The 24,629-nt window shown below is 57.6% G+C and carries 13 protein-coding genes, 1 tRNA gene and 1 pseudogene; 9 read left to right on the top strand and 6 right to left on the bottom strand.

Features of this window, described 5'->3' with window-relative positions; all coding sequences use genetic code 11:
- The first annotated feature begins 2 nt into the window (after positions 1–2).
- The 4 genes from RA20_RS12195 to RA20_RS12210 all read left to right on the top strand — a co-directional run bounded on the left by RA20_RS12195 (position 3) and on the right by RA20_RS12210 (position 4,147).
- Positions 3–1,235: a TRAP transporter substrate-binding protein gene (locus RA20_RS12195; RefSeq protein ID WP_039128908.1), complete on the top strand. Its 1,233-nt coding sequence runs from the start codon at positions 3–5 to the stop codon at positions 1,233–1,235.
- 98 nt (positions 1,236–1,333) lie between these two features.
- On the top strand, positions 1,334–2,002 hold the full coding sequence (locus RA20_RS12200) for a TRAP transporter small permease (RefSeq protein WP_039128911.1): 669 nt from the start codon (positions 1,334–1,336) through the stop codon (positions 2,000–2,002).
- Positions 2,002–3,360, top strand: coding sequence for a TRAP transporter large permease (locus tag RA20_RS12205; protein WP_039128914.1), 1,359 nt, complete (start codon positions 2,002–2,004; stop codon positions 3,358–3,360). Before RA20_RS12200 ends, RA20_RS12205 begins: the two co-directional genes overlap by 1 nt.
- Before the next feature lie 13 nt (positions 3,361–3,373).
- Positions 3,374–4,147 carry an IclR family transcriptional regulator gene (locus tag RA20_RS12210; RefSeq protein WP_039128917.1) on the top strand — a complete coding sequence of 258 codons (774 nt, stop codon included), beginning with the start codon at positions 3,374–3,376 and terminating at the stop codon, positions 4,145–4,147.
- 85 nt (positions 4,148–4,232) lie between these two features.
- On the opposite strand, the gene RA20_RS12215 is transcribed toward RA20_RS12210, so the two are convergent.
- Positions 4,233–5,606, bottom strand: a complete 1,374-nt coding sequence (locus RA20_RS12215) for an ammonium transporter (protein WP_039128918.1) — start codon at positions 5,604–5,606, stop codon at positions 4,233–4,235.
- A gap of 564 nt (positions 5,607–6,170) precedes the next feature.
- Between RA20_RS12215 and RA20_RS12220 the strand changes: the two genes are divergently transcribed.
- From RA20_RS12220 to RA20_RS12230, 3 genes are all read left to right on the top strand, one after another.
- Positions 6,171–6,572 carry a helix-turn-helix domain-containing protein gene (locus tag RA20_RS12220; RefSeq protein WP_039129035.1) on the top strand — a complete coding sequence of 134 codons (402 nt, stop codon included), beginning with the start codon at positions 6,171–6,173 and terminating at the stop codon, positions 6,570–6,572.
- A gap of 1,211 nt (positions 6,573–7,783) precedes the next feature.
- On the top strand, positions 7,784–8,299 hold the full coding sequence (locus RA20_RS12225; protein ID WP_152618500.1) for a hypothetical protein: 516 nt from the start codon (positions 7,784–7,786) through the stop codon (positions 8,297–8,299).
- A 1,054-nt stretch (positions 8,300–9,353) separates the two neighbouring features.
- On the top strand, positions 9,354–14,894 hold the full coding sequence (locus tag RA20_RS12230) for a DUF4011 domain-containing protein (RefSeq protein ID WP_052248982.1): 5,541 nt from the start codon (positions 9,354–9,356) through the stop codon (positions 14,892–14,894).
- 214 nt (positions 14,895–15,108) lie between these two features.
- Here RA20_RS12230 and RA20_RS12235 read toward each other — a convergent pair whose 3' ends face one another.
- The 4 genes from RA20_RS12235 to RA20_RS12250 are packed head-to-tail and all read right to left on the bottom strand — an operon-like array spanning position 15,109 to position 22,827.
- The gene (locus tag RA20_RS12235; protein WP_039128925.1) at positions 15,109–16,785 is read right to left on the bottom strand and encodes a DUF262 domain-containing protein; all 1,677 of its coding nucleotides are present in this window, start codon (positions 16,783–16,785) and stop codon (positions 15,109–15,111) included.
- A 43-nt stretch (positions 16,786–16,828) separates the two neighbouring features.
- Positions 16,829–18,043: a GIY-YIG nuclease family protein gene (locus RA20_RS12240; RefSeq protein WP_039128928.1), complete on the bottom strand. Its 1,215-nt coding sequence runs from the start codon at positions 18,041–18,043 to the stop codon at positions 16,829–16,831.
- Positions 18,043–20,115, bottom strand: a complete 2,073-nt coding sequence (locus RA20_RS12245; RefSeq protein ID WP_039128935.1) for a DEAD/DEAH box helicase — start codon at positions 20,113–20,115, stop codon at positions 18,043–18,045. The genes RA20_RS12240 and RA20_RS12245 overlap by 1 nt, the downstream gene beginning before the upstream one ends.
- Positions 20,116–22,827: a class I SAM-dependent DNA methyltransferase gene (locus tag RA20_RS12250; RefSeq protein WP_039128939.1), complete on the bottom strand. Its 2,712-nt coding sequence runs from the start codon at positions 22,825–22,827 to the stop codon at positions 20,116–20,118.
- A 396-nt stretch (positions 22,828–23,223) separates the two neighbouring features.
- Here RA20_RS12250 and RA20_RS26390 point away from each other — a divergent pair.
- Both RA20_RS26390 and RA20_RS12255 read left to right on the top strand, forming a co-directional pair.
- Positions 23,224–23,334: pseudogene (locus RA20_RS26390) on the top strand (hypothetical protein); the annotation flags it as partial.
- A gap of 59 nt (positions 23,335–23,393) precedes the next feature.
- On the top strand, positions 23,394–24,413 hold the full coding sequence (locus RA20_RS12255; RefSeq protein WP_039128941.1) for a tyrosine-type recombinase/integrase: 1,020 nt from the start codon (positions 23,394–23,396) through the stop codon (positions 24,411–24,413).
- 106 nt (positions 24,414–24,519) lie between these two features.
- Here the strand turns inward: RA20_RS12255 and RA20_RS12260 are convergent.
- Positions 24,520–24,596 (bottom strand) — tRNA-Pro (locus tag RA20_RS12260).
- Positions 24,597–24,629 lie beyond the last annotated feature (33 nt).

The following is a 24,629-nucleotide window of genomic DNA, read 5'->3' on the forward strand; positions in this document are numbered from 1 at the left end:
TTATGGGGCTTACTGATAAATTGGGCCGCATTTCGCGGCGGGATCTGTTCCGCGTAGCAGGGACTTACGGGATGAGCTCGACCCTGCTTGCGGCAGGCAGCTTTGGCGGTGCGATGAGCCTGGCCAATCTCGCCTCGGCAGCCGAATCGACCTACGAGCGGCGCTTTTCCAAGCCTGCCAAGCACACGCTGAAGTTCGGCGCCTCGGGCTTTAATGCGCGCAACCTGCTGATCGAGCGGGCCGGCGCCTTGGAGTTCGCACGCGACCTGGAAGCTCGGACGGATGGGGAGATCCGGATCGAGTTCATCGGCGACAACCAGATCTGCGGCCAGCTGAGCTGTGTTGAGAAAACCCAGCAGGGGATTGTCGACATCTACGCAGCTTCGACCCAGAACTCGGCTGGCGGCGCGCCTTACCTGAACGTGCTGGACTATGCCTTCATGTTCCCCGGCCGCGCCTCGCAGTATCATTTCCTCTATCACCCCAAGAGCCAGGAAATCCTGCGCGACCCGCTGGAGAAGCGTCACGGGCTGAAATTCCTGTTCAGCCATTGCGAGCTGCGCGGCATCCAGCTGGGCCTGAAATACAAGGACCAGCCGACCATCACCAAGCTGGAGCAGCTGTTCGGCACCAAGAACCGCGTGACCGGCACCCAGCTGGGCCGCATCGCCATGAAGGCGCTGAACCTGAACCCGGTGCCGGTGGCCTGGGAGGAAACCCTGGACGGGTTGAAACAGGGCCTGATCGACGGCGCCGAAACCTGGGCCTCGGCCGTGGCCTATGCCAACATGTCGCCGGTGGTCAGCCAGTCCGTCGACCTCAAGTTCTTCTGCGGCACCGAGCACACCTCGATGTCAGCCAAGGTCTTTGACGGTCTCGAAGGCTACCTGCAGGACGCGGTGATGGAGAGCGCCTATTGGGCCCAGGCCCATGTGCAGGCGGCCAACGAGGCGGCGCTGGTCAAGACGGTCGGCTTCTCGGACCCGCAGCTGCCCGGCACAATGTTTGTCGAGCACGACGTGCGGCCGGCCTTCCTGCCGGACAGCGAGATCCGCATGGCCGAGGAAATGTGCTCGCCCGAGTTCCAGCCGCAGCTGTGGGAACAGTGGCGCGACCGCCTGAACAAATGGGCAGGCGGCATCGACACCTACCAGGAAATCTACAACATCGCGCGCGAAGTCGACAAAGACATGAAGCCCGAAAACGTGGAGCCCCGCCGCTGGTGGAAAGGCTGACCGGCACTTAGGCTGAAACGATCCGTTCCCCGGCGCTGCAACCGGCGCCGGGGAACGCCCCTCCGGACGGGAGACCGGAGGTTTCATGGGAGGAACGAATGACGCTCTGGTCTGATATCAGTGCGATTTTCAGCGCGTTTGCATCGCAGGACAGCTGGGAAATCCGCAACGCCTTGGAAAGCAATGCAGCCTGGGTGCTGGGCACCGCCGCCGCCGCCATCGGCGGCCTGGTGGTGATGCTGATCTACAAGCTGGTACCGCTGCTGGACCGGCATCTGGAGCGCACCATCATGGTGTGGAGCTACCTGGCGATTGCCTTCATCATTTTCTGGGGCGTGATCGACCGCTTCGTCTTCAAGAACCAGGAGCCCTGGTCCACAACCATCCCGCCCTTGCTGTTCATGGTGATGGCCTGGTTCGGCGCGGCCTTTAACGTCAGGCTCCGCACGCATCTGAGTTTCTCTGAATTCCGCACCATCATGCCCCGCTGGGCGCAGATGGGCTGCCTGGCATTGGACGCGGTGCTGTGGTTCGGCTTTGCTGTCATTGTTTTTGTGACCACCACACGGCTGACCGCGCTGTCGGCCTCCAACTTCCAGATCGTGCTGGGCACCGACAGCGTGCTGCAGTGGTGGTTCCTGATCACCGCTCCGCTGTCCTTTGTCCTGATGATCGCCCGGGTGTTTGAAAACCTGGCCGACGACATCCGCAACTACCGCAGCGGTAAACAGCTGATCAAACAGGCCGTGATCGGAGGAGACGTGTAATGGATACCGGAACCTGGGTCACGCTGATCTCGCTTGGGGTCACCTTCCTGTTCATGCTGGGGGTGCCTGTGCTGCTGGTCATCGGCTATTGGGTCATCGGCTGCTCCTTTGTGCTGGGGCTGACGCTCGACAACATGGGTGCGGAGCTGCTGAACGTGTTCAACAAGGGTTTTGCTCTTCTGGCCATGCCGCTGTTCATCCTGACCGGCGACCTGATCAACCAGTCGGGCATTGCGCGGCGGCTCTCGGACTTCGCCTATGCCTGCCTAGGCTGGATGCGCGGTGGGCTGGCGATGGCCTCATTGGGAGCCTGTGGATTGTTCGCTGCGATCTCCGGCTCCAACTCGGCCACCACCGCCACCATTGGCTCCATGTTGCACCCGGAAATGGTCAAGGGCGGGTATGACGAGCGTTTCTCGGCCGCAACCGCCGCTGCGGGCGGCACCGTTGGTATCATCATCCCACCGTCGATCATCTTCATCGTCTACGGCTTCCTGATGAACCTGCCGATCTCGGACCTGTTTGTGGCCGGCATCCTGCCGGGCGCAATGATGGTCGTCGGCATGCAGCTCGCCTGCTGGATCATCTGCTATCGCAACGGCTGGGGCTTCCTGATCCCGCTGCAGCTGACCCGGGTGCTGAAAACCGCCTTTGGCGCCTGGCTCGGCTTCTTTGCCATCGGCCTGGTGCTGTGGGGCATCTACACCGGCAAGTTTTCCCCGACTGAGGCCGCAGGCGTCACCGTCGGCTTCTGCGTCATCGCGGGCGTTCTGTCCTGGGTGGTGACCAAAATCACCGGCGCCAGGTCTGACAAAACCTGGGAGGAGAAATCCTATGCAGAAATGCTGGTGGTCGAAGGTTTCACCATCCCGCAAATCCCCTCCATCGTAGTGCGCTCGGCGCAGATCACCGGCATCCTGGCGCCGCTGATCGCGATTTCGGTGGTGATGCAGCAGATCCTGTCGCTCTTGGGCGCGCAGCAGACCATCGGTGATTTCGTCACCTCCATGGGCGGCTACCATGCGGTGCTGTTCACCTCGATGGTAATCGTGTTCTTCTCGGGCATGGTGCTGGAAAGCCTGCCGGTCACTATCATTCTCGCCCCGATCCTGGCGCCGATTGCGGCCTCGGTCGGGGTTGATCCGATCCATTTCTCGGTGATCTTCCTGGTTGGTGCATCCATCGGCTTCATCACGCCGCCTTACGGGCTGAACCTCTACGTCGCATCCGGCGTCACCGGTGTTCCGTATTTCCGCCTGCTTCGTTATACAGTTCCTTACCTTGCAGCCCTGATCGGGGTCTGGGTGCTGGTTTCGCTGGTGCCTGACTTCGCCCTGGTGCTGCTGCCCAACAAGTAGGGAACAAGCGGCCATGGCAGAGGACGCGCCGGATAAGAAAGAGGGGCAAATCCCCACCAACCTGCGCCTCTTGGTGCTGCTGGAAGAAGTGGCCAGGCGCGGGGTGGCGGTGAAACCGGCCGAGATGATCGAGGCCATGGGGCTGCCCAAGCCGACCGTCCACCGCCTGATGCAGACCGCCGAAGCCGAAGGCTTTCTGCAGCGCGACCTTGATGGGCGGGCCTACGGGCCCGGCCCCCGGCTGCGCAAGCTGGCGCTCAATACCATGTCGTCGGAACATCTGCGCACGGCCCGCCTCAGCATCCTCAAAAGCGTGGCTGAGGATTTCGGGGAAACCTGCAACCTGGCGACCCCGGACCGGGAAGGGATGATCTACCTCGACAGGGTCGAAACCAAATGGCCGCTGCGCATCCAGCTGCCGATTGGCACCGAGGTGCCTTTCCACTGCACCGCCAGCGGCAAGATGTATCTCTCCACCCTGAAAGCCAGTTCGCTGGAGGCGGTGCTGCGCTCGCGCCCGCTGTCCTCCATGACGGAGCAGACACGAACGGATCCGGATGCGCTAATCGGTGAGCTGGACGAGATTCGCAGCCGCGGCTTCTCCACCGACGAAGAGGAGTTCATTGCCGGCATGGTGGCTATCGCAGTGCCGGTCAGGGATGCCCGCAGCCGGCTGATGGCCACTTTGTCAATCCACGCCCCGGTGCAGCGCCGCAGCCTGGAGGATCTGATAGGGTTTCTTCCATCATTGCAGAAGGCCGCCGCTGAACTGGCCAATCTTTCCTGACCGGCCGTCCCCGGCAATTCCACTGGAGTTCCTCAAAAAAAAGGCCCCGGCAGATACCGGGGCCGATCTTTGTTTCTCCGCTGGATCAGGCGTTCTGAACGTTGTCCGCGTGGGTGATGACGTCGGGCTCCAGATCCCAGACTTTGCCGTCAAGACCGTCAATCTGGTCGTCCTCAGAGACCCGCAAGCCTACGGTCCGTTCCAGAATGAAGCTCAGGATCAGCGCGGTGACCACACCGGTGCCGATGCAGGTCGCGGTGCCCGCCAGCTGCATCACCAGTGAGATTTCACCATGCTGGAACGCGTAGGCGCCTTCCTCAATGCCGAAGAAACCGCCGCGCGGGGTGCCGGCCTTGAACAGCCCCAGCATCACCATGCCCAGAGTGCCGCAGCCCAGGAACAGCGGGAACAGCTTATGCTCGTCAATGCCGCGCTTGAGGGTGAACTCGTAGACGATGAAGGCTGCAAACGGCGCCACCAGCCCGACAACAAAGGCCTGCCAGGGCAGATAGACATCAAAGCCGGATGCACCTGCAACATAGCCCGCAAGCGGACCCAGCAGGGTATAGGCGTAGTTGCCGGAGACATAGGCAATTACCAGGCCGGTCACCGCGCCGCCGGCCCAGACCAGGGCATAGTTGTTGATGGCAATGCCAACACTGGTATCAGCCATGGTCACACTGACCGCCAGCGCTTCCGGATCAAAGAAGAACAGGCAGGACAGGATCACCATCGGCAGGCCGGCAAAGATCAGCAGCAGGCCAGGGGCGCACAGGCCGATGCTCGGTGCCAGGTACTTCGACACTCGCGGATGCGGGGTCATCATGCCCGGTCGGGCGCCCAGCTTGGGGGTGAACACCAGCGCCATGCCGGCCGGGAACAGGTAGACGAAGCCCACGCCGAAGAAGTCGTGGAAGCCTGCGTTGGTCAGGGGGCCGACCGAACCCCAGGTGGCCCAGCTCAGCGCCGAAGAAACCACGGCTGCGACGATGCAGGTGATGAAATAGGCCGAAGCCTTCATCCGCTCGGACACGGCGAAATGCAGCAGGATGTTGATGATGCCTGCAAACACCGCCAGGAAGAACACAAAGATCTGGAAGGTGTTAAGCCCCGGGAAGATCGCCGGATCAACATGGTGCGCGACCGAATTGGTCATGGCGCCGCCCAGCCACCAATCCTTGATCGAATCCATCATGGTTGCATCGGCCATGATGTAGTACTGGCCCGCCCACAGGCCAAAGCCGATCACATAGTAGGTTGCAAAGCCCAAGAAAAATCCGAGCGTCTTTTCGATTGTGGAATTAAAGAGATTCCTGCGCCGTGCGGTGCCCGCGTCGATCAGCAGAAGCCCGACAACCACCAGAAGTGCCCCGACAACGCCCGAAGCGTACAGAATGTTCTGCACCAGCGAATTCAGGGTGACCTGCTGAGCATATATTGCGCTCACGTCCAATGACATTACCAATTTCCTCCCGGTTTATTTGTCATCGCACCGATTTTTTGTTCCATCGGCTTGGTTTGGCCCGCGGGCAACGCCTGAAAGCACGCCGCGCCGGTCCGAAGTGCGCCAGGCAGAGTCAAAAGGAGTGACAAGCCTAGCTTGGAGGAATGATGGGGAATTTGATGTGCGTTACAAAGACATTTTTTCACTTGTGGAAAAAATGTTCACTCTCAGTACGCATATGGCCAAGTTGATGCCGCATCTCACGAGGGTAAGCGCTTGGCTTGCTTGGATATTAGGCAGGGCGTGCTGGCTTTGAAACAAAAAAGGCGCCCAGGGGCGCCGATTTTTTGGTCGGAGTGAGAGGATTCGAACCTCCGACCCCTGCCTCCCGAAGGCGAGCTCCCAGGGTAAAAGTCAACGAAATAGGTTTTTTTGCGTCGCTGGTTGTGCTTCGGTGGCAGTAAAAGCCAGCATAACGTTGCGGTTTCATTGCGTGGAAATCCTGCCGCGCATCCCCATTCTCGCCATCGCTATATCAAAGACATGCAGCGAGCGCTGCGTCACTTTTTGAGGGTAGCGATGACCAAGAAACCGCATGTAGACACCCGGATGGCAAAGTATGTCGAGCGTAGGGTGCTCGAACTGAAACCGACAAAGAGCCAGGCTGAGATCGCAGCGAAGGCCGGTTACATTAACCAGAACATGATCACAATGATTAAGCAGGGCCGCTCCAAGGTCGCACTGGATCGAGTTCCGGCACTGGCTGTTGCGTTGGACGCAGATCCTGCTTTCGTGATGCAACTGGCTCTAGAGCAGGCGATTGGGCGGACGGCAGCGGAGGCAGTTGTGGAGGTGTTCGGCGAGCCAGTCACCGCGAACGAAGTTGGCTGGCTGCAGGCGATCCGTGAAGCTTCCAACAATTCCGATCCGCGGCTGACTAGCAGGTCGCAGGCGGCGATTATGGCGATTTTCGGGAGGTAGGCACCATGAGTGACCAGGAAGAGGTCGTCACACCCAACGAGCGAGCCTGGCTGAGCTTTCTACGCGAGGTGAGTTCCGACAGCGACCCCAGGCCCACCCTGCGGCGTGTCCAGCTCTTGCGGCGCCTTTGTGCTTCCCAGAGAGCGTAAGGGATACATCAAGTGGGATGGCGGTGAGGAATGGCCGGAGTGCCGAGTTTCGACGAGTCCCGGAAAGACCTGGAATGGTGCCCGGTCGGGTTGTCATGGGGTTTACATAGGTTGACAGATGGCAGCCTCAACTTGGGTCCATGTAAACTCTATGGCATCAAAATCATCCCGATCTCAGGCCGGAGGTTTACCCAAAGTTTACATGAAGTTGACAAATCCGAACTCAAATGCGTGTTTTTTGCGGAGAATGTAAACCTACCGTTACGAATAGCCCCTGAAAGCAAAGGCTTTATGGACCAACGCACTGACATCAAGGCGGTGGAAATGCACTCAGGTAGTTAGAAGTGGGCCAGAGATGTAATGCACGTCTGAGCAAGGGGCACATTCTGAAATATGCACAATGCGCCTGAGAACGAACGAAATCAGTGTCTCTACCACGCTCCGGCCCGAGCAAATCTGGTCTAGAGCGCAGACGTGGTTTGAAGGAGTGTTCATCACACTGGCAAGGATTAACTGGCGGCTTGGCGCGGCAGATCGTCCATAGGAGGTTTTGGGCGCGCCACTGCAACGACATCCAGTCCGTTTCCTAAGGTTAGAAAGCTCCTCAGGTTGAATATTGCCGGTGTGGTTATGGAAATCGCATACCAAGGTTATCATAGCGCCGTGCAGCGTGACTTAATGTTGGGGAAAGGCGCGAAATGTCGGTAACCGCGGTTGGTGCCATCCTCGGAAAGATGTTGTCCTAGGTTTTTCCGACCGAGACGATGGGGATGCATTCTGGCGCCGCCAACAACCTGGTCTCGGAAGCTCCTATGCCCAACTCGTTGATCGACAGAACTGCTCAATGGCTCCATGGCTGGAATATTGAGTTTTGTGCTGCGCGACGTTGTTGACATTCATTGCGCTCGTCAGAAAGCGCCCCAGCAAGCCCAGTGAGCTTTCAGGTTACCAGGACAGTTCAGGTGCCTCATGAGGACGAGATTTTTCCTCCGAGATTCCGCATCCCGAGAATGAGCTTGCTATAACAACTTCTGGAACAACATCATCTAAGGAACCGAATATATGGAAGACTGGGCAGGCAGAGCAGCAAACTTTCGTGGAAGGTGCCACTCCCTGCACCGGCGTATGCGCCAGGAACTGCGCGCCAAGTTGCTCGACTATGATTTCACCCATTTCATCACGCTAGCATCGAACCACCAGCCTTTAGGGTATCCGCGCATGCGCGAGTTGCTGAAAGAATGGGATGCACGCGTGAACCGCGAGATCAACGGACCAAAGTGGGGTAAGCGTCCGGACGAGCGGCTGGTCTGGTTTGCTTTCCCTGAAAAGTTGGATGTGAATCCCCATTGGCACATGATTGTGCAGGTGGATCCGGATATCGTTTCTTCCGCACGAGCTGAACGCACTGAGCGCTTGCCGGAGATAGGGCACATGCACTGGCTGAGCCTAGTGCGTCAGGGATCTTTTGACTGCCAGGGCGTTGAATCTGCTGGGGTTATCCAATATATTACGAAAATGAGTGCCGAGGAGACACATTTCAATAAGTTCGTTGTCTTCCGAGAGTTCATGAACATCTAGGTGACCGCCAGGGGCCTGTCTGCAACGCTACAGGTGACCGGCAATTTCCTTTACAGACGACTTCTTATGCGGCCTACTTTTGGGCCGTAATGGTGTTCTATGGTTTCGAACTGGAGCACAATGTGTAGGCGATCAACGCTTGAAAACAAGGCACACGACTTGGTTGAGCGCCGACCAAAGGGAGGTGCTCATCGGACTGAGAGAGGCCTTAGGCCGAACGAGGGAGAAGATAGCTGTTAGGGTGAGGCCAGCGTGCAGAGGTTGCCACGAGAATGATGTTTGGTGTTTGCGATGGCAATGGTCAAAATGAACATGAGGAGATACCGAGATCATGACAGAAACATGCTCCACTGATCTGAAGCTCGCTGACGAAAAGATGCGTGCTGCAATCGCTAGGATTCAATCTAAGCGGTATCGGATCGACGTGGACACGTTTCTGGTGCCTTTTCTCATAGCAGCGTGTTTGATGGGGGTGACGGGCGCCATCACAAAGCTCTTCTTATGACGAACCTCAATTCCAAGAACGAGAAAGTAGGTCTTTTTGCCGCCGCCTTTAAGTCGCCTAGCCTCACGGATCGCAAATACTCGGGACTGATCTGACGTTCGCTACAATTGCGATTCTGGTCGCCTAGGTGATGGCGTAGCGCAATTGCTGCTAAAAAACAGGACGAACAATAATGGCTGTTGGGGGCGGCCGGAGTATAGGAGACCGTCGCTGCCAAGTTTGATGTCGATCCGATACGGCTTCTTCCGGTTCAGCTTCCAGCCCTAGCGGTCGAGCAGAAATTGCAGCCGCAGGTAGCTAAATCACCGGCGCTCAGGCTTGGTTCGAAAACAGCTGTCTCGGCTTTTTCCACGCGCACGGAAACGGGTGTTGCGCATTCAATGGAAACTTCAAAGTTTAGGCGAAGAGCTGTTCCGTTATCGAGATTGGCTTTCGTTATTGCGTTTCTAGGGTTCGGTATCTCTAAAGCATTGTCGTCGCGAAATTTCCGCCATAGGTTGATCGAAATGGGCGGAGCTCGGATCGACCGGCCAGTCATACGGAGGATACATGCCAAACACTACGTATACCGAAACTTCTGATGATCCGCTTTCCAGTCCTGAGATCATCCAACTCGCTGCGGATCGCCTGGAAGAACTTCGAAAGCGTCTGCTAGATTCCTCCCGCAGTAACCCGCTTATCAACATCAAGTTCAAGCCGAATTCGACGAATGTCCTCCGCGTAGTTGATGAGTTGCCCGACATCCTTCGCTATAACCTTACCAATGGCACGGCGATGCGCCTAGTCTCGTTGCCGCCACTCGAGGAGGAGCTGCCTGACGAGCAAACCGACGACTTCCTTGACGCTCTGCACCTCGCTCGCAACGAGGACCAGACCTACTTGGATGAACTCGAAGCGCTCGACCCCGGATCGAAGTCCTATGCGGAGGAAGAGCTGAAAATCGAGCGTGCCCTCAAAGATCGGGTGCGCGCGGCTCTCGGCCTGCCCGAGCGGCAGACGAAGGAAAGCCCTTCGCTCGCTGAGCACGCGCGGGCCCACGGCATTTCACCGGGTTTCGCGCTCCCCTATCCGGAGGACGAGCACGAAGATGGGCGGCACAACGACACCGACATCCAGACACTGATGCTTCCCGACAAGCTCAGCCGTGTTGCGAAAGGGTTGCTCGAAAAAGGGCGCGGTTTTGAGCGGGAAACCGGCGTCAATGTGCTCCACGCAGCCTTCGGTTTCCTCGAATGGAAAAACCCTGGCGAACGGGAGAAATACGTTAGCCCACTCCTCCTTCTCGAAATTCGGATCGAGCGGAAGAAATCGCCGCAGGGCGCACAATTCAAGATCTGTGGCGAAGGCCGAGTTCTCGTCAACACCACGCTAAAGCAGAAACTTGCCGCCGAGCACCGTCTCGAGCTGCCAGGTTACGAGTCCGGCTCGATTGAGGAGTATTTCGCTGAAGTTTCCAAGGCCGCGCCCAAGGGCTGGGACTGGAAAGTTCGTCGCGAAGTCGCCTTCGGCATTTTCCCGTCCTCGAAGATCGCCATGTATCACGACCTTGACCCAACGAGGCGGCCACTAGCCGAGAACCCGGTCGTGAAGTCGCTCCTCGTCACCACGGGCTCCGGCGAGAGCGCCTATGCAGATGTCTACGGCACCGACACCCCGGAGGTCGCCCGCAAGGTGCCGCACTTGGTTATGGACGCTGACGCGTCCCAGTTCTCGGCCCTCGTCGACGTGGCCAATGGCGAACATCTCAGCATTGAAGGGCCGCCGGGGTCGGGCAAGAGCCAGACCATTGTGAACCTGATAGCCGCGGCGCTGGCTGGCGGTAAGAAGGTCCTCTTCGTCGCTGAGAAGCTCACCGCGCTCGATGTCGTGCGAAATCGCCTTGAGGCCGTCGAGCTCGGTGAGTTCATCCTGCCCCTCCAGGCGGGGCGCGGCACACGCGACAAGGTATACCAGAGTCTTGAGGAACGGCTTGGGGTCGAGCGACCCGACGACCGCGTTCGCTGTAACTTCGCCAGCCGCCAGGATGCGCTTGAGCGTCGCCGTCAGTCTCTGCAGGATTACCTCAATGCCCTCGGTGCCGATTTCGGCACCTCAGGGTATTCTGTCTATGATATTATCGGACACGGCATCGCCACGAGCGAGATCCGCGAGCAGATCCCGCGCGAAGTGCGCCGCATTCGACTCGCCTCACCGGAAGCCTTCAACTCGGCACAGATCGACGCCTTAGTTGCTGACGCGGAAGCTTTTGCCGAGCGGCTACGCAAGATCAGCCGCATGCCAAGGCTCTGGCTTGATGCCCGGGCTGCTATCCTCAACCGCGACGACGCAGAGGACACTTGCGAACTCGCGGGACGCCTCGCTGACAGTCTAGATACTTTCGAGCGAGATGCACGCGGTTCGGAGCTTGCGCCGCTTCTCGGCGCCTCTGTCTTCGAGGTAGATCTCGCCAGCCTCGAGGCTCTGCTCACCGCGATGACAGAATATGGCGATTCTCTCGATCCCGCCCTTGTAGAAACCCTCTCCGACCCTGTTCGCCGACGCTCGGTGCGCGACCTCTGCGGCCAAGTTCAGGAGCGCCAGACGGTTGTTGCCCGGCTATCGCGCGCGCTGCCTGACCCTGAGGGCTGGAATCTTAACAGCCGCCTTCATGAGGCGAAGGAGTTCGCCGCCCGGAACAGCGCCGTCCTCGACCCGGCCGCCCATCGCGAGCGCATCGCTCAGAGCGAAGACAGACTATGCTGGACGGCGAGAGTGCTCGATGCCGCACGTGCTCTTCCGGCGGACTGGGCCAAGAGCACACGGAAACCTCTCTCCGAACTTAAGGAGGATGTGGCACGTATCCTCGATACTTCCGGCGCCGTCTTGGAACTGCGCAAAAAGGACCCCATGCGTCAAGTCGGAGCCGCGGTGGCGCAGTTTCAGATACGGCATGCCAAGCTATCGGCGTCACTCGGCCGTATCCGCCAAGCTCTGCCCCATGCCGACCAACACGATCCCGCTATCGTGAGGCAGGCGGGGCGCACGATCGCCGATGCTGGTGTGTTCCGATTCATGTCGAGCGCCTACAAGATCGCCCGCAGTGTCTACGTCGATACGCTAGGTGGAAAGGTGGGCGAAACTCGGGAAGCCATGGCCGGTCGGCTGAGAGCTTACGCCGACTGGCTCGAGGAACGTCGCGCGTTCGAAGCCGATGAGACATTTAAGGCGGTATTCGGCGAACATTTCCGCGGCTTGGCCACGACACCTGCGATGATTTCAGAGATTGGGAGCTTCTATGCCACTTGCACGGAAATTGCCGGGGAAGACGAAGCGCTGCGTGCCTCGCTCGAGGGCGGTGACATAGCAGATCTTGAACACCTCGCGGCACTTGTTCACGTGCCTGAACAATCTCTCGAGGAGCTTGTGCGTGAGGAGGCGGCCTTGCGGGAAGAGTTCGACCTTGAGAAGACGCGGCTCCATGAAGCTGAGGGTCATATTACTCTCTTCGGGAAGCGAGAGACCGTCCCGCTCGACGAGATCAACGAGACGCTCTTGCTTAAGCGCCGTGAGACCGAGCTAACCGAAGCAATCGAGGTCTCGCCTGCATCGGCGATCATTGGCGACCGATTCCGGGGAGTGAGCACACAGACCGACACGCTCACGTTGGAATGTAGTCTCGCCGAGACGCTTGTCGCGGCACCCGATCCAGGCCTTGCGATCTCAATTCTGAAGTCCGGGCGGGCTTCGGCTCTTCTCGGTTTACTATCTGAGCTTAGAGAGCAGCACGACGCGATCTCGATCGAGGCCGCTGCCTTCTGCGAGCGTCTCGATCTGCCTGAGGAAGCGAGGGGGGCTGCCGCGCTCGCGGTGCGTGCGGACGATCTTCGGCACGCGGCGGGCGACCCATCCTCGCTAATGGAGCGCGCTCGCCTACGTCGCAGCGAAGCAACCCTTCGCGAGCAAGGCTTCGGCACGCTCGTCGACTGGGTCCTCCAAGAGGGCGCCGCGTTTGACCCCAAGCGCCTGGGGCCGATCTCGCGAGCCATCATCGCTAAGGCGATGGCTGATCGCGCATTTGAGATCTATGCTGACCACCTGCAAGGCTACGATGGTGAGGATTTCGACCGCATCCGGGCGGAGATTGCGGAAAAGGATCGCGAGCTCATCGCAATGTCGCGCGAGGTCGTGCGTAGCCAACTTATCGCTGACGCCCGGCCACCTGCCGGCATCAACGTCGGCCCGAAGTCGCAGTTCAGCAATATGAGCCTCATCCGCAATGAGATGGGAAAGAAGCGGAATCGTATCGGTGTGCGCGACCTCACCCGTCGTGCCGGCCGGGCGCTTCTCGAGCTCAAGCCCTGTTGGATGATGTCACCGCTCGCGGTGGCGCAGTATCTCCATGACGGGCTGACCTTCGATCTCGTAGTTATCGACGAAGCCTCCCAGATGACGCCCGAGAACGCCGTCGGTGCGCTCAGTCGTGGCCATCAGGCGGTTGTCGTGGGCGACACCAAGCAGCTGCCGCCGACCAGCTTCTTCAAGAAAATGCTTGACGAGTCTGATACAGACGAGGACCTGCGCGAGGACAGCGAGAGCATCCTCGACATGGCGAACATGACCTTTCGCCCGGTGCGTCAGCTGCGCTGGCATTACCGCTCTCGACACTCAGCGCTGATCACATTCTCGAACGAGTGGATGTATGACGGCAAACTCACGATCTTCCCTTCCGCCAGGGAGAACGATTCTGAGTTCGGTGTCCACCTCGTCGAGACCAGCGGGACCTATCGTGGTAAGACAAACGAGACGGAGGCGCGCGCGGTGGTTGCCGCCGTGCTCCGCCACATGCGGGAATATCCCAAGCTCTCACTCGGTGTCTGCACGATGAACACCGACCAGAAAGAGCTCATTCTCGAGGAGTTCGAGCGGGAGCGCGAACGCAACCCACATGTCGAAGACTATGTCCGAAACTGGGAGGAGCGCAACGACGCGCTTGAGGAGTTCTTCGTTAAAAATCTTGAGACGATCCAGGGCGACGAGCGCGATGTCATGTTCATCTCGACACTCTACGGACCTGAGAAAGCGGGCGGACGCCCGCACCAACGCTTCGGCCCGATTAACTCGAGCCACGGCCATCGCCGCCTCAACGTGCTCTTTACCCGGGCCAAACGAAAGATCGTGACCTTCACCTCGCTCAAGCCCACCGACATCCTCGTTGACGAAGGTAAGAACCGCGGCGTGCATATGTTCCGGGCTTGGCTCGAGTATTGTGGCTCAGGGCGGGTGCCGGACCGCGCGCGGAGCGGCGGCGAGACTGAAAGCCCCTTCGAGGACTACGTGGCTAAGCAGATCGAAGCAATAGGCTGTGAGGCGGTGCCTCAGGTCGGCGCCGCTGGTTACCGGATAGACATCGGTGTGCGGCACCCGGACTGGCCTTACGGCTACATACTCGGCGTCGAATGCGATGGAGCGAGCTACCACTCCTCAAAGTCGAGCCGTGATCGCGACCGGCTTCGCCAGGAAGTTCTCGAAGATCTTGGATGGCATTTCCACCGGATTTGGTCGACGGACTGGTTCAATGACACCCGCACCCAAGTCGAGCGCCTGCGCGAGGCAATCAATGTCGCGCTTGAGCGCGCCAAGGCATCCGACTTCCCTAGAAGTCGGGTTGAGAAAGATAGTCCGGTTGCCCTTCTGACCCAGATCGCTGAGGAACCCGAAAGCGCCGCTAACTCGCTAACCTCCCGGAGAAAGGCCGTTCAGGAGAATCTCTTCCAGGATGAACTCTTCAACCGTATGCAGGGTGACACCGAGGGGGACGCAGTAGCAAACTCAGTCGACAAAGACCCAGAGATTTCTGCTGCGACCCGCATGGCACCCGAATCCGTCGTCACCATGATCGGTCTCGGCAGCCACGTCAGGATTGAGAACCTTTCGGAGGAGGGGCGTAAGCTTGCCTTCACGCTCGTCAAAGAGGGCAATGATCTCGAGAATGGCCAGGTCGGGGTTCACACACCTCTCGGCCAGGCCCTGATTGATGCCCAAGTCGGTGACGAGGTCGAATACCAGGTCGGGGTTCAAATCAAGGAAGTCCGGGTCCTCGAGATCAACTGAGCCTGGAGTGAGCTAGTCTAGTCACTAGGGGTGCACTGCCAGCCTTCACCGCGGCGTTGGCTGTGCGTTCCTGCTGGGATCGTCATGAGAATGATGTTTCGACGCGTGCAATATCGATGGTCACAACGAACCGGAGGAGATGCAGAGCCCCTGGCCTGTATCTGCACGGCGCTCTGACCAGCTACAAAGACACGGCTGCTCCTGCTGTGCGTGGTTAAAATACGTCGTGCAATCCTACGTTTTCACCATCGCAAAGTTTCAACATCACGCCTTCTATCATTTTGGCTCGTGCCTCAAGGAATTCATTGAAGTCACCAGTTGTCAGCTTTTCCACAGGAATGGCATGTGAGCTGAGGCGGCGACTTACTTCGGCTTCGTCGATATCGATTTCTTTAGCACGTTCGGCGATATAGGTTGCCGGTGGTTTTGCTCCAATCGAGCGATTGGTTCGCCAGCTAATTAGTGCGCAATTCAATGCACAAAATATGTCACGTTTCTCGAAATTCTTCTCAAGTAGAGCTTTAGGAAACAAGTGGTGGTATTCGCGTTTTTCGAAACTTTCTTGGCCAAAGGGTGCTTCATCGGCAAAGTCATACCCGCCGATGCGTAGCGAAGCAGTCAGGATGGCGCGCCCAAGACGATCTTTCGTCTTCGGCCAACCACCGGTCTTGAGCTCCCCAACTGTCGGCAGTGGAGTGCGTTGACGGTCCAGGAGTTCAGGTAGAGGTCCATTCTCATCGCGATAAGCAATCAGTTGTCGAACATCGAGGGCTGCTCTGGTCGCGCTTGTCTTTTGGTAGCGTTCCGAGAAAGCACCGCTCCAGAGCGCTTTTCGAGCCAGACGTCGAGCAGCTCCTTCGGCATCCTTCCCTTCTGCCGCGGTAGCCCAAAAAGCTGCCAGCACCGAGAGAATAGGATCCGAAGGTAGAAGCTTGGCATTAAATATTTTTTCTTCGGCAAGGAAGCCGATGGCCCTTAATAAGCCTCGCTCAACATCAGCCCAATTCTTTGCGAGGGATGCCCCAAAATCCTTGGATAGGTAAGTCGCGCGATTTGGTGGTCGACCCAAAAGAATGGCTCCCACCTGCATTGCTATTTCACCAGGATCACCAAATCTTGAGGCGCCTGGCACAGCCGCTTTTAGTGCCTCAACCTTTTCGTGGAGTGATGCATCCATCTCCGCTTCAACCTGTGCCACTACGATGTCGAACGCGGACAGCGCGGTATTTTGGGTATTCATCTTGATGAAAACGTCAAGCGCTGCATCCCTCGAAGTGCCCAAGGGAAGTGAAAGAAATGGTAGTGAAAATTTGGCAATGCGTCCTCGGAGCTCGTTTGCGATTTCGTTGATTTCACTATAGAAATCCATATCACCAGCGGCCGCTTCTTTGCTCCAGACTTTCAAGCGACCACGGCCTGCTTCATCCGGGGCGAGCATTTCGACAGGTATGCGACGCCGTTTCCAGGTTTCTACAGGGCTATTGCACCAACGAGGATACCTTTGCCCCTTATTGTCATACCGTCGAATGGCGTCGATTTCGGGCTCCTCATTGCTGTCAACGTTCACCATGTAGGTAAAGTCCGGGTATAGACCATTCAGACTGCGCCAGAGAGCTGTAACACGCTGCTGACCGTCTAATAGATGATAGCCAGGTCGACCTTGGGGTTGTGGAGCGCCGGAAATCGGGCGTGCATGGAACGGCGGTGTCTCTCCAACTTCAAGGGTCAACAGAGCTCCAACAGGCAGTGCCGGTTTGCGTAGGATGTTTTCCAGGATGCCTTGAACCTGCCACCATCCCCATGCCTCAAACCGCTGAAACCTGGGAAGCACGACATGACCATCGCGGATCCAAGCAAACCAATCCTCAATTGTGCGGTTTCGTGCTTCCATTTGTTTTTCCTAATGATTTTAACCAGCCTTATAGTTCGACGGGTTACGATGCCTTGGTTTTGGGTGAAATTTTCTGGCTGGTCGGATCATACCAGAACTCATGCAGCCGCCCTTCTCGGATCAACGCTGTGGCATGACTCACATGCTCTGGCAAAACAAAGAACCATTCCTTGGGGTGGTGCACTTTCTTGCCAAAACGATCTGGGACAGTGAGTTTTGCAGGACGCGCTGCTTCGAAGAACCGATGAAGAAGGTTCTCGATCCTTTCCCTGGGTAGGTTCCCCAACCGGTATGTTGCGACGATCTCAACAGGGGCCAGCAGGAAGGTGGGGTCATGCTTTGCATCAGCCACACGCCGTTTAACGTCCTGGCTGGTCACACCGATTTTGTGAAGAATGTCGCGGTGTGGCCGGATATTCGGATCATCGGACAAGGACTTTGCGACATAGATCGTCCCAGTGACGGTCAACTGGTCAGCCTCCCACTCCGGATCGAGTGGCCCCAATCCAACCTTCTGAACGGAACGGGCGGTTTTGTCGTCGTTCAGTGCTTTGCGGAATGAGGCGACCATGGGGTCGCTTTCCGTGCCGTTGGACAGAACGATGCGCAGCCGATCTTCCTGAGAAAGCCCGCCTGACGATTTGCGCATCCGCTCAACTACGAGGCACAGAAGCCCATTTCGGATGAATACATCCCCGGCGACAGGTTCGATAACCGCCCATTTCTCGACGATCTTTGTTTTCCGCTCGCCCACTTCCAAGGCGGCTTGAATCTGCGAAAACTTCGCTTCGAACTGGTCGAAATCCGAGCAGGGAAAGAATTCTGCACGATGTTCCGGCTGATGCCTCTCTGCAGACGGCGTGACATGACGCAGGTCCGAGAATTCTGTTGGCACCTCGAGATCGTCATCGGCAAAAATATCGTCCAGACTGTCCGGGATGACCTCTTCCGCAGGTTCGTCGCGCCAGTTCGCGTGTTCAGGTTCTGCGGCAGGCAAGAGGCCCAGCCTATCCGCCCCCAACATGTCTTGAGTTGGGGCTTGCCTCAACTTGTCCCAAATGGTTCCGAGGCGCATCTCTTCGTGGTCTTCCGCGTCCGGATCCGGCAGACGACCGTGCTGCTCGAAAAACCGTGTTACGTCGCTGAGAACTGCTGTCCCGCCGTCAGATTTCGTCGCAACCTGCTTCTGAGGGGCGACCTCAAGAAGGCCAAACTCGTCCGGCTCGGCGAAGATGTCATCAAGTGTGGGTCTCGACATCAGAGCGCCCCTTCACGCATGCGTTTGGCTTTCTGGGTTTTGAGCCAGGCCAAGGCCTCGGCCATCCGCTTCTCCAATGCATCAGGCGAGTTCAGATTAGGTTCGCGCCCTTCTGCTGCCCGAAACGCCTTGATCCGTGGCCAAAGCGTGCGCGCCTCTTCCTCGGTCATGGCGACACGGATGGCGACCATGGCGGACTGGACGTGCTGCAGCAACTGAGCGTCGAGCGACTTGGAAGCGACTTCGAACCGTTCCTGGAAGGCATTCACACTGTCGATCAGATCGACGTCGATTTCGCGCACGTTGATGAATTTCTTCACCATTTGCAGAAGTGTGTTCGGGGCGCCCTCTGGTTCTTCCTCACCGTTGTCGTCAACATCAGTTGGCTTGCCTTCAAAAACCGCAGCAGCCTCCGCCATCCCGCGCTCCTCTTCCTTGCGGGCAAGAGTCAGGATGTTCATATGGGCTGCAAGATGCTGACGCGCGCTTTCGGTTTCTTCGTCACTGAGGTCCGGATAGCGCGTTTCGATGATGTCGGTCAGAACCATCTGGGTAGCGACCTCAGGGGCCGTGTCAGGCGCCAGAACTCGCTTGTCCATTGCCTGACAGGCTGCGGCCAGCAAATCGTGCATGTCCTGCTCGCAGATTTCCTTGGCGCGCTCAGTGGGCGGCTCGATCAAGCCCTTGATGCCAATCATGACGTTGCCCTGGCCATCGCTATGCACGGGCTCACGCACGTCCCCGTCTTCGCGGCGGTAGAACTTGAAGTTCGGGGCCAGAACCTGCTCCATCAGCAAGGAGCCGGAGATCGCCTTGAGCATGTCGTTGACCGCATCTGAGACCACATCGGTTTCCACCCCCGGCTCGGCCACCAGATTAGTGAAGACCGCGCGCGGTTTTCCCGGTGCATCGCGTGTGGCGCGGCCGATGATCTGCACGATTTCTGTCAGAGAGGAACGGTAGCCGATGGTCAGCGCGTGTTCGCACCAGACCCAATCAAATCCTTCTTTGGCCATGCCGAGTGCAATAATGATGTCTACCTTGGCACGATCCGCCTCGTCATCGCGCTTGCCACCCGCGCCCTTGATCTCACGCGACAGGGCCGTCTTGACGATGCCGCGCCCTGGACCGTCATCAACGAGGTCGGCAACCTTCAGAATCCGTCCCTCGGGCAGCTCGATCAGATCGAACCCGGTTTCCGGATCTCGCCCGACGTGCGTGCCGAGGAAATCCATGATCTTCCCGACCTCATTGTTCTTGTCGTCGAACGCCTCGGACGAGACTCGGTGCGGGATATGAATGATGGTCTTCTGCGCTGGGTCCAGAACACCCGCGAGTCCGTTGGTATAATTGCCCTTGTAAAACTGGTAATTCACCCCCAGCGCCTTGAGGTGTTCATAGCCCTCCAGCTGTTCGTAGTAGCTGTAGGTGATCGTGGTGAACTTAGCCTCATCCTCCGGGCGAAGAACAGGGTCGGCGTCGCCTCGGAAATAGCTGCCGGTCATTGCCATCAGATGACACTTTTCCCGCGCCACCAGGGCCCGCAGGATTACACCGAGCCGGTTGTGATCCGACGCCGAGACATGATGGAATTCATCCACCGCGATGAAGCAATCGTCAAACGCCTCTATCCCCTGATCTTCCACCACTTTGTCATAAGCAAAGCGGAAGGTGGCATGGGTGCAGACAAGCACCTCTGCGTCCGACGCCATGAAATCCACAAAGGCCTTCACCTTGCGGTCCTGGGCGTCATCTCCGGTCAGACAGAGGTTCCACTTATCTTCGACCTCCCAATCCGCCTCGAACCCGTAGCTGGTCAGATCCGTCGAGCGGAACGACCCGCCGATCGAGGTTTCTGGCACGCAGACGATAGTCTTTTCGCGGGCCTGATGGCGCATCTTGTCGAGTGCGATGAACATCAGCGCCCGGCTTTTCCCTGCCGCCGGAGGAGCTTTCAGCAGCAGAAATTGCGCCGCCCGCGCCGCATAGGCACGCGCCTGCATTTCACGCATGCCCATGGCGTTGGTCGAGGATTTCGAGCGCCCGTAGGTCACATTGAGCATCTGAGCCATCTATTTGCTCCTTTTGCCGCGCTTGCCTTTCGCAGCCTGTTTTTCTATCTGTTTGATCTTGGCGGCATAGAGCTTGAATAGATGCTCCAGCCTTTCGGTGTCATTACGGAAGGGCCGCCCGATATACATGGTCTCCAACAGCTCATCATTCGCCCGATGCGCTGCGCGCAGATCATCGGGCATCCTGTCCGGGTCATAGAGCTGGGCGATGGTTGCTGGATAATGGGAATAGCGGCACTTCAGGATCTTGCGCGCCGAGGAATTGAGGTCCTCAAGCTGATCGTCTGAGAATTTCGGCACCGGGAAGGTGTTCCAACCCAGGGTGTTGGAATAGCGAAAGTCGGACTTCAGCTTACCGCAGACTGTGGCGATCCAGATCAGGTGAATACGCGAGGCGATCAAGGCGAGACACCAGCCGGGCGCGTCGTAAAGTATATTGTTTAGGTCAGATGAAATGACATCTGCTCCGACCCGGTCGACTGGAAGGTAGGGGCGACGTTCGGACGTGACACGCGGCACGAGGATGGAGTGGGAATTTGGGTCAACACGGATTTCATCAAACTGAAAAGGGCGATCTGCTGCTTTGTTCGTCGCCAATTTTGGACTTGCCAATCGAAAGGCCTCTACTTTTTCGGCCCGGGAACGTATTTCAGAAACCTGAGATGCCTCTTGGATGGCATCCGGTTTAATCCAAAGACAATATCTCTCGATGCCCTTGGTTATTTCTTGCGATCCCATGAACCGGCGTATGAAAGCCTTGCTGGCGGGGTGCTCGGCAACAAGATCCTCACGTTCCTTCGGTGACAGAATGAGATGGCCGCCGTCAGTGGGTTGGTTGCCTTTTGTCATGAATGGTAAGTCGAAGAGCGCTTTGCTGTGGGGTTCAACGAAGAGATTTGGACCTGCAACGAGATAAGCATTGATCCGATCTGTTTCAGTTTCAACTCCGTCGGCAAACAAGCGCTGCGGCGCTCTGGAGCCATTTCGAAGCCCAATGATTGAACAAATGACCGCCGCATTGGCAGAGGCGTTGTTGCGCCATTTGAAATCACGATGAGCAAATCCGATTTCCACTCCATCCTGTAGAAGATGAGGCCAGAGGCGCGGAACGGACTGCCCCTGGCAAATCGAATTTGTCGACACCAATGCGGCCCGTGCTGCCTTCCCCTTGATGTAGAGAGCTGCCTTGTAGAACCATGACGCGACAAAATCGAAGGCAGCAAAATTTTTTATGTGATCTTTGAAAACGAAAGCCAAATCGGCCTTCTGATCTTTGTTTTGGTTGGCGGCACCCAAGAATGGCGGATTACCCGCGATAAAAACCTCTTCCCCTTCGCCAGGAGGTGGGCACACTTCTTCCCAATCCATCAGAAGGGCGTTGTCGCAAACGATATGGGCGCTCTCGCGCAGTGGTAGGCTGGGCGGGCTCTGTCCAAAGACCTCCTTGAACACAGCGTTGGCCTGATACTCGGCGATAAACAACGCCAGTTTGGCGGTCTCGGCGGCGAAATCGGTGATCTCGATCCCGTGAAAATTGGCGATCTTTACGGCTGAGAACATTTCCTTCGTGCTCTCACCCGTCAGTTCCTCAAGCCGTTCCAGGATCCGCATCTCGCGGATCCGCAGCTGGCGGTAGGACACGACCAGGAAGTTGCCCGACCCACAGGCGGGGTCAAAAACCCGGATCCCTTCGATCCGTGTCAGCACCCTGCGCAAGCCATTGGGTCGTTCCCAGACCTTGTCGATCTCGCCATCGAGGTCATCCAGGAACAGCGGCCCGATCACCTTCATGATGTTGGGCACCGAGGTGTAGTGCATCCCCAGCTCGCTGCGCTGTTTTGGATCAGCCACCGACTGGATCATGGAGCCAAAGATGTCCGGATTGATCTCGCGCCAATCCTCGCCGCAAGCGTCGCGCAGGTAGCGATAGGCGGTCACGTCAAAGACGGGCGCGTCGATGGATCCCGCAAAAAGCCCGCCGTTCACATATTCCAGGTCACCCGCCCAAGCAGGAAGATCGCTTCGCTTGTCCTTGGGGCAGTTCATGGCGGTGAAGGCCGCGATGATCACCTCGCGTGCTTCCTCGCCCTTGTTGCCCGCATGGTTGAACAGGATCTGGCTGAACTGGTTGTCGGGAAAGATGCCGACATCTTCGGCGAACATGCAGAAGATCAGCCGCATCATCAGCTGGTTCATCTCATGCCGACGCTCATCACTGGCCCAATCCGGGTTCTTGCGCACCAGTGCGTCATAGAGCTTGGCCAGCTTGGCGGTGACCTTGACGTCGATCGGGTTTTCTTCGGCCGCCTCATAGCGTTCCTTGCCCGCGGCGGGCAGGAAGAAGCCGAATTTGTCCCCGATCTCGTCAAAACGGCAATGCAGGGTCTCTCCACTGACCCGTTGCTGGGCTGCCACCATCTCACCATCGGTGGCGATCAGGATGGCCGGCTTGGCCGTTGCGGTTTTCTTGGAGTTCCGCAGCGCTTCCAACGTGACATCGGCCATGCCGGTCGTGGCGGGCGCAAAGTGGAACTTCTTGTTGACCAGGACGCCGCCGGGCTGATCCGACTTGTTGGTCGTGCCATTGCGCAGCTTAGCAATGGCCGCCTGGGCGACATCCGTGGCCTGGGCAAAATCGAACGGGAATTCGTCAGCGTCGAACGGTTTGTCGGAGATCTGTTCCAGGGCTTCGAAGATCTCGGTGGGGTTCATGGAAAGTCCGTTCTTGATAGTTCTGTCTTGGCGAAGCCAAAATTGACTGCGTGGGAAATTTCTAAGTGCGGATAGTGGTTTGCGCAACCTATTGTTGATTTCATCGACCGTGTTTCGGAAGCACATAGTCGCTAAGATTTTTCAGCTTCTGAAATATTTCCTGGAACACCTATGCTCTAATTTTGTTCATTAAAATCATGCATTTAATATTTTCCTTTGGGACTCGGTGCGCATCCGAAGTCGCAGTTGCTATAGAGTATTCTGTTAACATGAAAACAGGAGTTGTTCTCGCAATGAGCAAAAGCATCCAGCATGAGGCCCGCAAGAAACCATCCTTTACCATCCGCATGTTCTGCAACACCCCGCCGATGTTCTCGCCGACCCAGGGAGGCCAGCATGAGCGCTGACGAAGCGTTTTTGACTGTTGAAGATTTTGCAGCAGCTTTGCACCGCACCATTTCGTCCAGAACGGTTAGGACGATGATCCACCATGGACAAATTAACGCGACCAAGATTGGGCAGCGTTTTTACATGACACGTGAAGAACTGGAGAGGTTCGTTTCCACATGCCACGCAAACGCAAACCGGCCCGACTCTTCCAGCGCAAAGACGATGGCGCTTGGGTCATCCTCGACGGAGGGCAGCAGATCCGGACAGGTTTTGGTGACGGATTTCATAAGGAAGCAGAAGAAGTCCTGAGCGATTACATCGCACGGAAGAAACGACAGGATGGTCATGTTTACGAGCCGGGTGAGATCACCGTCGGTGAAGTCCTGGTGCACTACGGTGAAGCCAAGATGAAGACGGTGCGCGACAAGGATCGTTTACTATACACAATTCAGGCTCTGTCGCCTTACTGGGGTGACCTGAAAGTGTCGGAAATCGACATCGATAGGTGTCGTGGTTACACGGCCTGGAGAAAATGTGCAGCTTGGACCGTTCGGCGCGAGATGACGACGCTGAATGCCGCGGTTAAATACGCCTTGGCGACGCGCAGGATCAGTTATGCTCCGATTGTGACCTTGCCGGAAAAGGGGGTTGCGAATGACCGCTGGCTGACTGAGGAAGAAGTGCAGCGTCTGTTGGGCGCTTCCGCACCGCACGTCCAGAGGTTCATAAAGATTGCGCTCTATACTGGGCGCCGCAAGACGGCGATCACGCGACTGAAGTGGATGCCTTCCCTGGATAGTGGTTGGGTCGACCTTGACACTGGTGTGATCCATTTTCTCGGCAAGGCCGAGGCTGAAACCAAGAAGCGCAAAGGCTTGGTCAGGATGCCCGCCACGCTCCACGAGGAAATGAAAACTTGGGCACAGGAGGGAAGCCACGTGGTGTCCTTCAAGAACACCCCGATACACCGGATCGATAAGGCCTTCCGAGCCGCTGTCAAGCGCGCCGAACTGAAGGACGTAACGCCCCACACCCTCAAGCATACGGCAGTAACCTGGGCGTTCAAAAGGGGCATGACCCTGGAAGACGCGACAGCCTACTTTGCCACCTCGCGCGAGACCTTGGAGAACGTCTACCGATCCTACAGTCCGGATGCGCTGAAGAAGGCCGCCGGGATCATGGACTGGAAAATTTGACGCGCCCTGGCAACGAATGCGCACATCCACCGCATGAAACGTTGCGAATATCGTTGCGGCCACTTCGCTGAAAACAACAAAGGCGCCTTAGGGCGCCTTGTTTTATTGGTCGGAGTGAGAGGATTCGAACCTCCGACCCCTGCCTCCCGAAGACAGTGCTCTACCAGGCTGAGCTACACTCCGACCGTGGAGGGCGAAATAGCTCAGGGCGCAGGC

The sequence above is a fragment of the Leisingera sp. ANG-Vp genome (assembly GCF_000813725.1).
Classification (GTDB): Bacteria; Pseudomonadota; Alphaproteobacteria; order Rhodobacterales; family Rhodobacteraceae; genus Leisingera.

Excerpts from the sequence above, each read along its gene's own strand:
- RA20_RS12195 (WP_039128908.1), top strand. The coding sequence starts at position 3 with ATGGGGCTTACTGATAAATTGGGCCGCATTTCGCGGCGGGATCTGTTC.
- RA20_RS12200 (WP_039128911.1), top strand. The coding sequence starts at position 1,334 with ATGACGCTCTGGTCTGATATCAGTGCGATTTTCAGCGCGTTTGCATCG.
- RA20_RS12205 (WP_039128914.1), top strand. The coding sequence starts at position 2,002 with ATGGATACCGGAACCTGGGTCACGCTGATCTCGCTTGGGGTCACCTTC.
- RA20_RS12210 (WP_039128917.1), top strand. The coding sequence starts at position 3,374 with ATGGCAGAGGACGCGCCGGATAAGAAAGAGGGGCAAATCCCCACCAAC.
- RA20_RS12215 (WP_039128918.1), bottom strand. The coding sequence starts at position 5,606 with ATGTCATTGGACGTGAGCGCAATATATGCTCAGCAGGTCACCCTGAAT.
- RA20_RS12220 (WP_039129035.1), top strand. The coding sequence starts at position 6,171 with ATGACCAAGAAACCGCATGTAGACACCCGGATGGCAAAGTATGTCGAG.
- RA20_RS12225 (WP_152618500.1), top strand. The coding sequence starts at position 7,784 with ATGGAAGACTGGGCAGGCAGAGCAGCAAACTTTCGTGGAAGGTGCCAC.
- RA20_RS12230 (WP_052248982.1), top strand. The coding sequence starts at position 9,354 with ATGCCAAACACTACGTATACCGAAACTTCTGATGATCCGCTTTCCAGT.
- RA20_RS12235 (WP_039128925.1), bottom strand. The coding sequence starts at position 16,785 with ATGGAAGCACGAAACCGCACAATTGAGGATTGGTTTGCTTGGATCCGC.
- RA20_RS12240 (WP_039128928.1), bottom strand. The coding sequence starts at position 18,043 with ATGTCGAGACCCACACTTGATGACATCTTCGCCGAGCCGGACGAGTTT.
- RA20_RS12245 (WP_039128935.1), bottom strand. The coding sequence starts at position 20,115 with ATGGCTCAGATGCTCAATGTGACCTACGGGCGCTCGAAATCCTCGACC.
- RA20_RS12250 (WP_039128939.1), bottom strand. The coding sequence starts at position 22,827 with ATGAACCCCACCGAGATCTTCGAAGCCCTGGAACAGATCTCCGACAAA.
- RA20_RS12255 (WP_039128941.1), top strand. The coding sequence starts at position 23,394 with ATGCCACGCAAACGCAAACCGGCCCGACTCTTCCAGCGCAAAGACGAT.